Raw genomic sequence first — 14,276 nt, forward strand, 5'->3', positions numbered from 1 at the left:
TTACCTGCTTTCTAAATAATAAATTATTGAAAAACTTGAACATACAGCAGCTGTCTCCGCCCTTAAAATTCTGTTTCCAAGCGTTATTATATTTGCGCCATTTGCTTTTAATAACTCTATTTCAGATTCTTCAAATCCACCTTCCGAGCCTATTACCAAAGCAATATCACTTGATAGGTTTTTTAAATCATAGAGAGTTTTATTTTCTTCGCTTTCATAGGGAACTATTAAGTCCTTCATTTTAAAGTTATCAATTAGATTCTTTAAATTTATAGGTGAATTTACTTTTGGAATAAAATCCCTCTTAGACTGTTTTGCTGCCGCCTCAACTACTTTTTGCCACCTTTGAACTTTTTTATCAGATTTTTGTTCTATATTTGCAACATTTCTCTTTAGTATTAGTGGATAAATTTCAGACACTCCAACTTCTGTAGCTTGTTTTAATGCCTGATCCATTTTATCGCCCTTTAAAATTGCCTGGAAAAGTGTAATTTTAATTTTACTCTCATTTTTGGGCTCAACTTCACTAATTTTTTTTAATATTACAATATTTTCTTCTACTTCTTGTAACTCAGCTAAAAAAATTCCATTATTGGCACATACTTCAACTTTTTCTCTTTCACCTATCCTCAAAACTTTTAAAAAGTGATGAGAATTTTTCGGTGATAAATTTATACTATCTTGAAATTTACTTTCTTCAAAAAATCTATACATTTTTCTCTCTTCCAACAACTAATGCCCAACCATTTTTTTCTTTTACTTCTAATATTTCAAATCCTTCTTTTTCCAACGCATTTTTGACCATATCAATTTTTTCTACAATTATTCCAGATGAAATAAATAGTCCACCTCTATTTAAGTGTTTCTTTAAATCGCCTATCATTTCAACTATTATTTCCGCTATTATATTTGAAACTATTACATTTGCTCTACCCTCTACAACATCTAATAAATTTCCCTTGTAAATAGTCATTTTATCAAGTGTGTTGTTTAACTTTGCATTGTTGTATGTGGCCTCTATACATTTTGCATCTATATCCACCGCCAAGACATTTTTTGCACCTAATTTTAATGCTGCTATTCCTAAAATTCCACTTCCACAGCCAATATCAAAGACAACATCTTCATCCTTTACGTGCTCTTCTAGGGCCTCTATGCATAGATATGTCGTCTCATGAGTTCCAGTTCCAAATGCCATTCCTGGGTCTATTTCAACTACTATCCTAGAATCATTGTCGTATTCTTCCCAAGAGGGCTTTATTGTAATTTTTTCTCCAACTTCTATGGGATGGTAGTATTTCTTCCAATTATTAGCCCAATCTTCATCACTGGTAATATTAATTGTTGAATCTATATCTACTTTTTCTAGTTCTGATTTTAGTTTTTCAACATCTATTAAATCATCTTCTGCAAAATAACACTTTATTAATAACTCTCCCTCTTCTACAAAAAAGGCATCATCATCTATAAAATCCCAATTCTTTTCATCTTGGTTTAATTCATCTACTATTGTTGCAGTATTTTCTTCAAACGTATATATATCATGATCATATAAAATATTTACTACTTTTTCTCTCAGATTATCTTCTGTTTTTATTATGAGTTCTACGTACTTCATAATTCCTCCATATTAAAATAGACAAAATTTATAAATTTTGTCTATTCAAAAAATTCTTTAAACTTATCAAAGAATCCTTTTTTTTCTTCTTTTCCGTTTTCACTTTTATCTCTTAGAGATTCTAATAATTCCCTTTGTTCTTCATTAACTTTTTTAGGAACTATTATATCTACTGTGAAGTACAGGTCGCCTTTGCCTTCTTTTTTTACAAAGCTAACTCCCTCATTTTTAAGTTTGAAGGTAGTTCCTCCTTGAGTTCCCTTTGGTATTTCAAAGTCGACTAAACTTGTAAGCGTTGGAACTTTTATTTCTCCACCTAAAACTGCATCTACATATGAGATAGGAATTTCTAAGTGTAAGTCATTGCCTGTTCTCTTAAATACAGAATCTTCTTTTACAGAAAGATAGATATATAAGTCTCCATTAGGTCCACCATTTTCCCCTGAATGACCTTCGCCCTTCATAGATATTATAGTGTTGTCATCTACGCCCGCAGGAATCTTTACATTAATTTTTTTATTGTTAACTTCTTTTCCAGATCCATGACATTTGTGACAAGGGTCATCGAGTATTTCTCCAGTCCCATTACACTTATCACAGGTTACCACTCTAACAAATCTTCCAAAAGCGGAATTTGACTGAACTTTAACTTGACCTGAGCCATGACACTTATCACAAGTGTGCTTGTCAGTTCCTGGTTCTGCTCCTGTTCCATGACATACACTACAATCTTCTTGTCTTCTTATATTAATATCTTTTTCAACGCCAAAGACAGCTTCTCTGAAATCAAGATTTATATCATATCTTATATCTTGACCTTTTGTCGGAGATTTAGAATTCCTCGTACTATCAGAATCTCTGAATCCTCCCCCAAACATATCAAATATATCTCCAAATATATCTCCAAATCCACCAAATCCGGAATCTTGATAGTTTCCATTTACTCCGTCTTCACCGTAGAGATCATAAGTCTTTCTCTTTTGTTCATCTGACAAAATTTCATATGCCACATTTATTTCTTTAAAGCTTTTTTCTGCATCTTTATTATCAGGATTTAAGTCGGGATGATATTTTTTAGCAAGTTTTTTATATGATCTTTTTATCTCTTCAAAACTAGCATCTCTTTTAACTCCCAATATTTCATAAAAATCTTTCAATGTTTCACCACCATTTTCTAATCCATTTTACATTGTATTCTAAAAAAAATAAAGCTAAATCTTTTTTGATTTAGCTTTATTCAAATACTTAATTATTGTTCGTCTTCATCTACGACTTCATAATCAGCATCTACTACATCTTCTTCAGGGTTAGCTTGTCCTGAATCTGATTGAGTTTGTTTATACATCTCTTCTGATATAGCATAGAAAGCTTGAGTCAACTCTTCAGTTTTTGCCTTTATTTCATCAACATTTTCAGAATCTTTAACTGCTTTTAATTCTTCAAGAGCTTTTTCAATTTTTTCTTTATCTTCTGGCTTTATTTTATCTTTAGCTTCTTCTAAAGTTGATTCTGCTTGGTAAATCATTGCATCTGCGTTATTTTTAGCTTCAATAAGACCTTTTTTCTTTTCATCTTCTTGAGCATACATTTCTGCTTCTTTAACTTTCTTTTCTATTTCTTCATCTGTTAAGTTTGAAGAAGAGGTAATTGTAATATTTTGTTCTTTACCTGTTCCCAAGTCCTTAGCTGATACATTTACTATACCATTTGCATCAATGTCAAATGATACTTCTATTTGTGGAGTTCCACGTCTAGCTGGCAATATACCGTCTAATTGGAATCTTCCCAATGTTACGTTGTCAGATGCCATTTGTCTTTCACCTTGTAGAACATGAATATCTACAGATGTTTGATTGTCTGTTGCTGTTGTAAATGTTTGAGATTTTTTAGTAGGAATAGTTGTATTTCTTTCAATTAATCTAGTTGTTACTCCTCCCATAGTTTCAATTCCTAGGGATAGTGGTGTAACGTCAAGAAGTAATAAGTCTTTTACGTCTCCTGAAAGAACTCCACCTTGAATTGCTGCACCTAGTGCTACACTTTCATCAGGGTTAATATCCTTTTGAGGATCTTTTCCTATTAATCTTTTAATACTTGCTTGTACAGCAGGAATTCTTGTAGATCCTCCTACTAATAGTACCTTATCTATATCTTTTGCAGTAAGTCCTGCATCTTTTAATGCATCTAATACTGGTTGTTCTGTCTTCTTTACAAGATCTTTTGTCAACTCGTCAAATTTCGCTCTGGTTAAGTCCATATTTAAGTGAAGTGGACCATCTGCAGTAGCTATTATAAATGGAAGGTTAATATTTGTAGACATAGTAGATGAAAGTTCTTTCTTAGCTTTTTCAGCTGCTTCTTTCAATCTTTGTAAACTCATTTTGTCTGCCTTTAAATCTACTCCATTTTCTTTTTTAAATTGATCTGCTATAAAGTCTATAACTTTGCTATCAAAGTCGTCTCCACCAAGTTTGTTATTTCCTCTTGTAGAGTGTACTTCAAATACTCCGTCAGATAATTCAAGTATTGAAACGTCGAAAGTTCCTCCACCAAGGTCAAATACCATTACTGTTTGATCTTCTTTTTCTTTATCTTCACCATATGCAAGTGCTGCCGCTGTTGGCTCATTTACTATTCTCTTAACATCTAATCCAGCAATGAGACCTGCATCTTTTGTAGCTTGTCTTTGAGAGTCTGTAAAATATGCCGGTACTGTTATTACTGCTTCAGTAATCTTTTCTCCCAAATAACTTTCAGCATCTGATTTTAATTTTTGTAAAATCATTGCAGATATTTCTTGTGGCGTATAACTTCTTCCATCTATTGTAATTTTATGGTCAGTTCCCATTTCTCTTTTGATTGATTGAATTGTTCTCTCTGGGTTAGTTATTGCTTGACGTTTTGCTGTTTCTCCAACTAATCTTTCACCATCTTTAGTAAAAGCTACTATTGAAGGTGTTGTTCTATTTCCTTCAATGTTAGGAATTATTATTGAGTCTCCACCTTCCATTACTGCGACAGCAGAGTTTGTTGTTCCTAAATCGATACCTATTATTTTTCCCATATTATTTGTTTCCTCCTTAAGAGATTTTTATTTTTAATTTATTGTGATACTTTAACCATAGCTGGTCTTAGTACTTTTTCGCCTAATTTATATCCTTTTTGTAATACTTCTATTACTATTCCTTCTTTTGTGCCTTCTTTTGGTTCTACTAGTACAGCATGATGAGTATTCGGATCAAATTTACTATCTAACGCTTCTATTTCCTTTACATCATTCTTTTCTAGTAGTTCAATTAATTGGCCATATATCATATCAATGCCTTCAGTAAAGCTGTTCTTCTCATCACTCATACTCAAAGCTCTTTCAAAGTTATCAATTATTGGCAATAGGCCCAACATCACTTTTTCTATGCCCAAGTCAATATAATCTTTTTTTTCATTTTCTGTTCTTCTCTTGTAGTTAGAAAAATCTGCTTGAAGTCTAACGAACTTGTCCTTCATTAAATTTAACTCATCATCTGACTCACCTTGAGAATCTTCAGATACATCTTCTGTATTTTTCTTATCTTCTATTTCCTCTTCAATGTCCTGCAATTCTTCCTCTGTATCTTCTACTTCTTCTGCCTTTTTATTTAAGTTATCTCTCTTACTCACATAATCACCTCACTATTTCATCTAATGCAAAAGATAAATTATTTCTAAATTCTTTTACAGTTTCAATTTGTTTTTTATAATCCATTCTAGTTGGTCCAATAATTCCAATTTCTCCCATTTGTTGATTCTTTGGTTTAAAAGTAGCTCTAATTAGTGAATTTGACTTCATTAATTCCTCTGTATTTTCATCGCCTATTATAACTTCTAAATCAGATGAATTCATTGGATTACTTATGAGTTTTAAAATAGAATCTCTATCTTCCATAAACGAAATAAAGTTTTTAACTTTATCTAAATTTAAAAATTCTTCAAAATTTAATATATTTGTTATACCATCATAGTATATGTCTATTGAACTAACTTTTTCATTAAACATACTTGCTCTGCTAATGACCTCAGATATAAAGTCACTGTATTTTACTATTGGTCCCTTTAACACAACTTTTAATCCGTCTATTTCTTGAAAGTCCAATTCTACTAAATATTCATTTAACTTGTCGCATATAATATCTAAATCATAGTCTGGTATAGGAGTTTTAACATTTAAAATTTGTTTTTCAACAACTCCCTTATTTCCAACTATTAAAAGCAAGATACTATATTTGTCAATATTTAGTAAGTGTATAAACTTAATTTTTGTATCTGGTTTTTTAAATGCTATGACAAAAGCAGTACAATTAGTTGAATCCGCCAATAAACTAGCAGCATTTTGATATAAATCATCAAATTTTGTAACATTTTTAAATAACTTATCTATTAAAGATATGTCTATATTTAATTTGTCTTCTTGAAAATCTTCTCCTTGTAACTCATCTACAAAAAATCTATAAGCTTTGTCCGATGGAATTCTACCAGCTGAAGTGTGAGGTTTGCTTAAATAACCTAATTCTTCTAAATCTGCCATTTCATTTCTTATCGTTGCAGAACTAATTCCCATGTTAAATTCCTTTAAAATTGTCTTTGAACCTACAGGACTTGGAAAATTAATATAAGAATTTATTATAGCCTTTAAGATTTCTGTTTTTCTTTCATTCATTGCAACCACCTTTTATTAGCACTCATTAGCAGCGAGTGCTAAAGCTTATGTATATATAATACTAGCTTAGTCAAAGATTGTCAATAGATTTATAATATATTTTATTTGGTTTTTGATGCTTATTATAAATAGCTAACTATTGAATTCTTAATCTGTTTAAAATATTTTGAAACTGTGTTAAAATAGAGTTTAGCGAATTTTAGGAGGCATATAATGAAAGATAGCACAGCAAGTAATTTAAAATTCTTACTTATAGCACTTATTTTGGCATTTGTAGTGAGAAACTTTTTATTTAACATTACATTTGTAAACGGCTCGTCAATGGAGCCAACACTTAGTAATCACAATGTAATGTTCTCTCTCATTCCCAAAAAATATTTTGTTTCCAGAGGAGACATTGTAGTAGTTAAACCCCCTACTGAAAAAAACAAAAAATATATTAAAAGGCTAATTGGTCTGCCAAATGAAGAAATTAAAATTACCAACGGCAAAATTTACATTGATGACCAACTATATGAAGAAGATTATATTTCCAACGAATACACAGAGGCTATAAATGCCACTGATGTAAAATTAAAGGATAATGAGTATTTTATTGTAGGTGACAATAGAAATCCGGGAGCATCTAGTGACTCCAGATTATTTGGACCAATAAGTCGCAAAGATATTAAATCTGTTGTCGTCTTTAAAATATATCCTTTCAATTAATTTAAAATGAGGTGAATTATATATAATGGATAGTAAAAATTCTGAACGAGAGGAAAAAAGCTCAATCTTAAGTTGGATTACAACTATTGTAGGAGCAGTAATACTCTATTTTATAATTACTGGTTTTATTCTAAATACAACTGTTGTAATTGGAGAATCAATGCAGCCTACACTTCAACAAAATAACAGATTGATTTCTTTAAAATTTCCACTTTACTATAGCAATCCGGAACAAGGAGATATAATAATTTTAGACTCTCCTGAAGAAGAAAATAAAGAATACATTAAGAGAGTTGTAGGCGTCCCCGGTGATACTATTGAAATAAAAGATGGAAGTGTATATGTAAACGGACAAATTTATAGTGAGGATTATATTGAAGAAAACACCCCCACTTTAATTTACAACGAAAATTCATGGACATTGGGTGCAGATGAATACTTTGTAATGGGTGATAATAGATTGCCAGGTAAGTCTCTTGATTCAAGATACTTTGGCCCTATAAATAAAGATACTATTAGAGGAATTGCCAATTTTAGATATTGGCCTATTTCTGAATTTGGATCTATAGGAGGTTTAAATGACTGATAGACAAAAAAATATAAGAAATTTTTCAATAATTGCACATATTGACCATGGGAAATCAACTCTCGCTGACAGATTAATAGAACAGACGGGAATGTTGACTGAACGTGAAATGCAAACACAAGTCCTAGATTCGATGGACTTGGAAAAAGAAAGAGGTATCACTATTAAATTAAAAGCTGTAAGGCTAATATATTCTGACCCAAAGGGTGAAAAATATATTTTTAATCTAATAGATACTCCCGGTCACGTGGACTTTAACTATGAAGTTTCAAGATCTCTTGCAGCTTGTGAAGGAGCCTTAGTTGTTGTAGATGCAACTCAGGGAGTTGAAGCTCAAACACTTGGAAATGTCTACTTGGCCATAGATCAGGACTTGGAGTTAGTGCCAATAATAAATAAAATTGACCTTCCCAGTGCAAGACCTGATGAAGTAAAAAAAGAAATTGAAGATATTATTGGAATTGACTGTGAAAATGCGCCTTTGATTTCTGCTAAAAAAGGAATCGGCATTGAAGATGTATTTACCAGGATTATAGAAGATATACCTGCTCCCGACGGAGACGAAAATGCTCCTTTAAAGGCTTTAATTTTTGACTCCTACTATGATTCTTACAAGGGAGTTGTATGCTTTGTGAGAATAAAAGACGGCTCCGTAAAACCAGGCGATAAAATAATAATGATGGCTACAAAAAAAGTCTTTGAAGTTGTAGAAGTAGGTGTAACTACATCATCCCATATAAGTCTTGATAAACTTTCTGCAGGTGATGTTGGTTACATTACAGCAAGTATTAAAAACGTAAAAGAAGCAACTGTTGGAGATACTATAACTCTTGCCAACAATCCAACTAAAGAAGCCTTTCCTGGATATAAAAAAGTTGTTCCAATGGTATACTGCGGTATTTATCCGGCTGAAGGTGAAGAATATACTAATATTAGAGAAGCTCTTGAGAAACTTCAAGTAAATGATGCTGCACTAGTATTTGAAGCGGAAACTTCCGCTGCTTTAGGATTTGGATTTAGATGTGGATTTTTAGGACTTCTCCACATGGAAATTATTCAAGAGAGACTTGAGAGAGAATTTAACTTGGATGTTATAACCACTTCCCCATCTGTAATCTATAAAATTACAAAAGTTGATGGAGAAGTAATTGAAATTCAAAATCCTACAAATTTACCTGACCCAACTGAAATAGCTTATATGGAAGAGCCTATTGTAAGAGCAGATATTATGACTCCTACAGACTATGTTGGTGCGGTAATGGAACTCTGTCAAAATCGTCGTGGCGTATTTATTGACATGGAATACCTTGAAGAAACTAGAGCACTTGTTAAATATGACTTGCCTTTAAACGAAGTTATATATGACTTTTTTGACGCTTTAAAATCAAAAACTAGAGGTTATGCTTCCTATGACTATGATTTAACTGGATACAGTGAATCTAAGCTTGTAAAGCTGGATATACTCATAAATGGAAACATTGTAGATGCTCTTTCTATAATAGTCCACGAATCAACTGCTTATGCCAAGGGAAGAAAAATTTGCGAAAAGCTTTCAAAAGTAATTCCTAGACATCAGTTTGTGATTCCAATACAAGCTGCCATAGGAAATAAAGTAATAGCAAGAGAAACTATTAGAGCTCTTAGAAAAGATGTACTTGCCAAGTGCTATGGTGGAGATATATCCAGAAAGAGAAAGTTGCTTGAAAAACAAAAAGAAGGTAAAAAACGTATGAGAATGGTTGGAGAAGTTGAAGTACCTCAAGAAGCATTCTTATCTGTTTTGAAATATGATGAGGAATAGAAAATCCAGATATCTGGATTTTCTTTTTTGAAAACTATGAAAAAAATACAAACTAAAAATAAAAATTTATCAATATATATTCACATTCCCTTCTGCGAAAGCAGATGTTACTACTGTGACTTTTACTCTTCTGTTTTTAATAGTGAAATAGTTGAAAAATATTTTTCACATTTAAATATTGAAATTGAAAAGTATGGAGAGTTTTTAGAAGATAAGATAATTGACACTATATTTATTGGAGGTGGAACTCCAAGTTCTGTAAATCCAAAATATATTTCAAATATATTAAATAAAATTAAATCTCTCTCCACAATTTCAAAGGACTGTGAAATAACTATTGAATTAAATCCCAACTCCATAGATGAAAATAAAATTGAAACTTATTTAGATTCAAATATAAATAGATTTTCTATGGGCGCTCAAAGCTTTAACAATGACATTTTAAAAACTATTGGAAGAAATCACAGAGAATCCGATATTTTTAATTCTGTTAATTTACTTCACAAGTACAATATTAAAAATATAAGTTTAGATTTAATGTTGGCACTTCCAAATCAAAGTATGAGAGATGTTCAATTATCCATTGAACATATTAATAAACTGGAGTTGTCTCATATATCCTACTACAGTCTAATACTTGAAGATGGTACAATCTTAAAAAAAATGCATGATAAAAATTCCCTTAACTTTCCCTCAGAGGAACTTGACAGAAAAATGTATCACTATATTTTAAATTCACTAGATAATCTTGGATATAAGCAATATGAAATATCTAATTTTGCAAAACCGGGATATCAGTCAAGGCACAATTTAAACTATTGGAAATTAAATAACTACCTTGGGCTCGGTGTATCCTCTCACTCAAATATTGACAATGTTCGGTTTTATAATTTTTCCAACTTTAATAAACACTTTAAAGCTTTAAGTGAAGATAACTTTCCCATTGAAGACAGCGAAAACTTAAGTATTAAAGATAGAATTAATGAATTTACTATAATGGGTTTGCGTTTAAACTCAGGAGTTAATATTAATGAAATAAATAAGAGATTTAAAATTGACTTTAGAGAATATTACAGAGAAGAAATTCAAAAAAATATAGACCACAATTTAATATATATAGAAGATAATTCTGTGGTTTTGACAAAGTTAGGTTTAGATCTTTCAAATATAGTTGAAGTAGATTTTCTAAGACTATAGTAAAACTTACCTTGCATTGTCTTAAAATTAATGTTAAAATACTTAAAGCTTATAGATTAACTATGGAGGTGATTACATGGCAAATATTAAATCTGCTATAAAGAGAATAGATGTTGCTAACAGAAATAATGAACGTAATAAGGCAATGAAAACTGAAGTTAAATCTTCAATTAAAAAATTTGAACAAGCACTAAATGCAGGTAATATAGATGAAGCAAGAGAACTTTTAAAGCTAATTGACAAAAAGCTTAAAAAAGCTGCTCATAAAAATATTATTCATCAAAATGCAGCTTCAAGAAAAATGTCAAGATTGACACTTAAGTTAAATAAAGTAGGTTAATAAAAGCTTCTAAAAAGAAGTTTTTATTAACCTACTTTTTTGTGTTTTGTAAACTCAACTATTAACATTTCCAGTAACACATCATCTACAACACTGGATGTTTTTATAGTTTCATCTACAGTCAGCAGTTCTTTGTAAAAATTATATAAGAACTTTAAATCGAAATTATTGGCAGCTTTTGAAATTTTACTGTATTCATATTGTTTTATTCCAATTTCTGTCATAATTTCTGCATCCTTGTAGACAGCTTTTTTTAGTTCTTTGTAAGAAATTAAATTTCTAACCTGTCTAATAAACATAAATAAAATTCTCTGTGTTGGCTCGTTTAAAAGATGTAGATTTTTATATTCAATTAAAGCTGTCTCTGTATCTTTACCAGATAGCGCATCTAGAAAACTAAAAATGTTAGAATCTGCATTTTCCGTTACAGAGCCATCTATTGTAGATTTCTTTATAACATTGTCCTTTGATAGAGATATCAACTTGTCTAACTCATTTTTTAAATCATATAGCGTCATATCTATATTTCTGGAATTATAAGATGACTTACTAACTAAGTAACTTAAATCAGTTTTGCTAATTTTTAATCCCTTTCTATTTATATATCCCTCGACAAAATTAAATATTTCTCTGTTGTTTAACTTGGAAAATTCAACATTTCTCTTTCTCTTAGAAAAGTACTTATAAAAAGATTTAACTTTATTTAAATTATTGTCTGAATCTAAAAATATTAAAATACAAAAATCCCCTATATTATCTAAAAAATTATAAAATTCCTTTGACAAGTCATCTGAAAATGAAGAGGCATCTTTTACAAAAATTAATCTCTTGTCATTCATAATTGGCAGTGTTTCACAAGAAGAAATTAATTTGTCCTCTGTTAAGTTTTTACCTTCAAAAAAAGCCAAGTTAAATGTCTCCATTCCCTTATCAATATATTTTTTTGAAATATATTCAACTGTATTGTCTATTAACAGTTTTTCTTTACCATAAAATAAGTATGCTCCACTTATTTCCTCTTTATATAAATCTCTATATTGCATTCTTTCACCATTTTCCTTAAAAATAAATATATTGCCACAGTATAGACAAGTATTGTAAATAGTACACTGAAATCAAAGTATCTATCTCCTATTGCCCTAAAAGTTATATCGTCTTTGTAGTCAATTCTAAGTTCTATTTGCCCGTCTTCACTTGTAACCTTTGTATCTACATTGTACTTATTTAAAATATCCATTACTTCAACTGACGGATGGGAGTAAATATTATTCACTCCTGCGCTAATTGTTGCATATTTTGGTCTACTCTTTGAAATAAAATCATCAGATGTAGAGTTTTTTGAACCATGATGTGACACCTTTAATAAATCAAAATTCACATTTAAATTATCTTCAATTTTTGAAGATACATCTCCTGTATATAAAATATCAAAACCCCTGTGATTTAAAAGCATTACCATTGACTTGTCATTTGAGTCCATGTAGTCTTTTGGATTTGATAAAACCTTAATATTAGTTTTATCGTCTAAATATATAATATCATTCTTTTTAACTTTATAGATAGGTATATTTCTATTTAACAGTTCTCTTAAATATATATTGTCCTCTACATAATTTATATATACACTACCAATATCAACTTCATCTATTATATCCAATACTCCATCTATGTGGTCTTCATCAAAGTGAGAAATAAACAACTTTTCTATTTTTTTAACTCCAGTAGACTTTAAATAATTTAAAGTATAAAACTCCCCCGGCCTAAAGTTCTTTCTAAAGCTCCCTCCCGTATCTACCATATATGTCTTTCCACTTGAGCTAATAATGGAGCAGTCCCCTTGATCTACATACAAGAAATCTGCCCTGAAATCTTGTGAATATAAATATAAACTATGTCCTGATATAAGCATTGCAATAAAATAATATACAAATACAACCTTATAAATTTTTCTATAAACTTCAAGCTTATCTCTAAAGTAAACTATAAAAATAATCAAGTAGTAAGTAAAAACTGTGCTTAACGTAACTTGAACAGTATTAATACTAAATAAACTTATAGAATTTATTGCACTTACAAAAAATCCAGCTATATTTAAAATTAAATTTAATGCAGGAGCTATTAAAAAACCAATGAAATTTAAAATTAAAATACCATAGGATAAAATAATTGCGCCTGAATAAATTGGAACTAATATAATATTTGAAATAAAAGTTTTAAGAGGGTAGACTTTAAAAAAATATATACATATGGGAAAAATAATAATACTTGTTGCAATACTTGCAGAAATAGAATCAAGTATAGGGTTTCCGCCAATATAATTTTTTATCTTACTATAAAATACAATTAGTCCAAATACACAGCCATAGCTCATTAAAAACGAAACAGAAAATATACTATATGGGTTTAGCAACAGTATAACCACTGCGCTTAAAAACAAGCTGTTTAATGGTGAATTCTTAACTTTTAACATATATGATAGCATTAAAAATAAACTCATTAAATATGCCCTCAAAGCTCCTATAGGGAAACCTATTAACATTATATATATAAATACTATTGACAAACTTGACACTTTTCTCTTTAACTTTGATATCTTTAAAAGCTTAAGTAAAAATTCACAAAAAAATAAAATTATAGAAATATGTAATCCAGACAGTGCCAGTATATGTGATACACCTATATCTTTAAAACTCTCCTTTACAGAGTCTTCTATATAAGTACTATCTGCTAAAACTATAGACGTCATTAAAGATGAGTTTTCTTCATTTAAATAGTGGTCAAAACTTTTTTCTACATATTTAAAAAAACTATTTTGAAGTTTATAATAGCCCTTAGGCGATTCTAACTTATTTACTTTATCAGCATATAGAATTGAATGAACTCCCAAAGTTTTTAAATAGGTTCTGTTGTCAAATCCTCCAAAGTTCATCTTGAAATCAGGTTCTCTAAATTTACCACTAACTTCTACTCTATCTCCAATAGTTAAAACTTTCTTTGAATAACATAAATGTTTTTTAGGTAAAATTCCATCTTCTTTTAAAATGTACTTCTCTTTATTATTTACATATTTTTTTACTACTGTCGCCTCTATAACATTAGTCTCAGGTATAGATATATTCTCTCGTATACTTACATTCCCAATTGATATAAAAAATAAAATTAAACACAAAAATAACAACCTGTCACTTCTCTTTTTGCTCAACAGAAAAAATCCCATTACACAAAGAGACACCAGTACTACTATAACTGCTATATTTACATCTATGTACAGACCAAATAAAATTCCAATTAAAATTGACAACAATATACTAATCATAAATTCACCTTATAATT

General features: G+C 30.0%; 13 protein-coding genes. 5 read left to right on the top strand and 8 right to left on the bottom strand.

Annotation, left to right across the window (positions count from 1 at the left end):
- The 6 genes from BUB47_RS04645 to hrcA form a co-directional block, all read right to left on the bottom strand.
- Complete coding sequence (locus BUB47_RS04645) at window positions 1-714, bottom strand: RsmE family RNA methyltransferase (RefSeq protein ID WP_073184224.1); 714 nt, start codon at window positions 712-714, stop codon at window positions 1-3.
- A complete protein-coding gene (gene prmA / locus BUB47_RS04650; protein WP_073184225.1) occupies window positions 707-1,618 on the bottom strand; it encodes a 50S ribosomal protein L11 methyltransferase in 912 nt (303 codons plus the stop codon). Before prmA ends, BUB47_RS04645 begins: the two co-directional genes overlap by 8 nt.
- Window positions 1,619-1,659: 41 nt before the next feature.
- On the bottom strand, window positions 1,660-2,775 hold the full coding sequence (gene dnaJ / locus BUB47_RS04655; protein ID WP_073184226.1) for a molecular chaperone DnaJ: 1,116 nt from the start codon (window positions 2,773-2,775) through the stop codon (window positions 1,660-1,662).
- A 92-nt stretch (window positions 2,776-2,867) separates the two neighbouring features.
- Window positions 2,868-4,682, bottom strand: coding sequence for a molecular chaperone DnaK (dnaK, locus tag BUB47_RS04660; RefSeq protein WP_073184227.1), 1,815 nt, complete (start codon window positions 4,680-4,682; stop codon window positions 2,868-2,870).
- 38 nt (window positions 4,683-4,720) lie between these two features.
- Window positions 4,721-5,275, bottom strand: coding sequence for a nucleotide exchange factor GrpE (grpE, locus tag BUB47_RS04665; protein ID WP_073184228.1), 555 nt, complete (start codon window positions 5,273-5,275; stop codon window positions 4,721-4,723).
- Window positions 5,276-5,279: 4 nt separating this feature from the next.
- On the bottom strand, window positions 5,280-6,311 hold the full coding sequence (gene hrcA, locus BUB47_RS04670; protein WP_073184229.1) for a heat-inducible transcriptional repressor HrcA: 1,032 nt from the start codon (window positions 6,309-6,311) through the stop codon (window positions 5,280-5,282).
- Between the two features lie 213 nt (window positions 6,312-6,524).
- Between hrcA and lepB (BUB47_RS04675) the strand changes: the two genes are divergently transcribed.
- The 5 genes from lepB (BUB47_RS04675) (at window position 6,525) to rpsT (ending at window position 10,943) form a co-directional block, all read left to right on the top strand.
- Window positions 6,525-7,019, top strand: coding sequence for a signal peptidase I (gene lepB / locus BUB47_RS04675; protein ID WP_083529067.1), 495 nt, complete (start codon window positions 6,525-6,527; stop codon window positions 7,017-7,019).
- Between the two features lie 25 nt (window positions 7,020-7,044).
- The gene (lepB, locus tag BUB47_RS04680) at window positions 7,045-7,605 is read left to right on the top strand and encodes a signal peptidase I (protein ID WP_073184232.1); all 561 of its coding nucleotides are present in this window, start codon (window positions 7,045-7,047) and stop codon (window positions 7,603-7,605) included.
- A complete protein-coding gene (gene lepA / locus BUB47_RS04685) occupies window positions 7,598-9,406 on the top strand; it encodes a translation elongation factor 4 (protein ID WP_073184234.1) in 1,809 nt (602 codons plus the stop codon). Before lepB (BUB47_RS04680) ends, lepA begins: the two co-directional genes overlap by 8 nt.
- A 36-nt stretch (window positions 9,407-9,442) precedes the next feature.
- Window positions 9,443-10,603, top strand: coding sequence for a radical SAM family heme chaperone HemW (gene hemW, locus BUB47_RS04690; protein ID WP_073184320.1), 1,161 nt, complete (start codon window positions 9,443-9,445; stop codon window positions 10,601-10,603).
- 76 nt (window positions 10,604-10,679) lie between these two features.
- Complete coding sequence (gene rpsT / locus BUB47_RS04695) at window positions 10,680-10,943, top strand: 30S ribosomal protein S20 (protein ID WP_073184236.1); 264 nt, start codon at window positions 10,680-10,682, stop codon at window positions 10,941-10,943.
- 26 nt (window positions 10,944-10,969) lie between these two features.
- On the opposite strand, the gene holA is transcribed toward rpsT, so the two are convergent.
- Together holA and BUB47_RS04705 are read right to left on the bottom strand one after the other, a co-directional pair.
- Window positions 10,970-11,986: a DNA polymerase III subunit delta gene (holA, locus tag BUB47_RS04700; RefSeq protein ID WP_073184238.1), complete on the bottom strand. Its 1,017-nt coding sequence runs from the start codon at window positions 11,984-11,986 to the stop codon at window positions 10,970-10,972.
- On the bottom strand, window positions 11,953-14,259 hold the full coding sequence (locus tag BUB47_RS04705; RefSeq protein ID WP_073184240.1) for a DNA internalization-related competence protein ComEC/Rec2: 2,307 nt from the start codon (window positions 14,257-14,259) through the stop codon (window positions 11,953-11,955). The genes holA and BUB47_RS04705 overlap by 34 nt, the downstream gene beginning before the upstream one ends.
- Between the last annotated feature and the right edge of the window lie 17 nt (window positions 14,260-14,276).

The organism is Anaerosphaera aminiphila DSM 21120 (genome assembly GCF_900129925.1).
GTDB classification, from domain to species: domain Bacteria; phylum Bacillota; class Clostridia; order Tissierellales; family Peptoniphilaceae; genus Anaerosphaera; species Anaerosphaera aminiphila.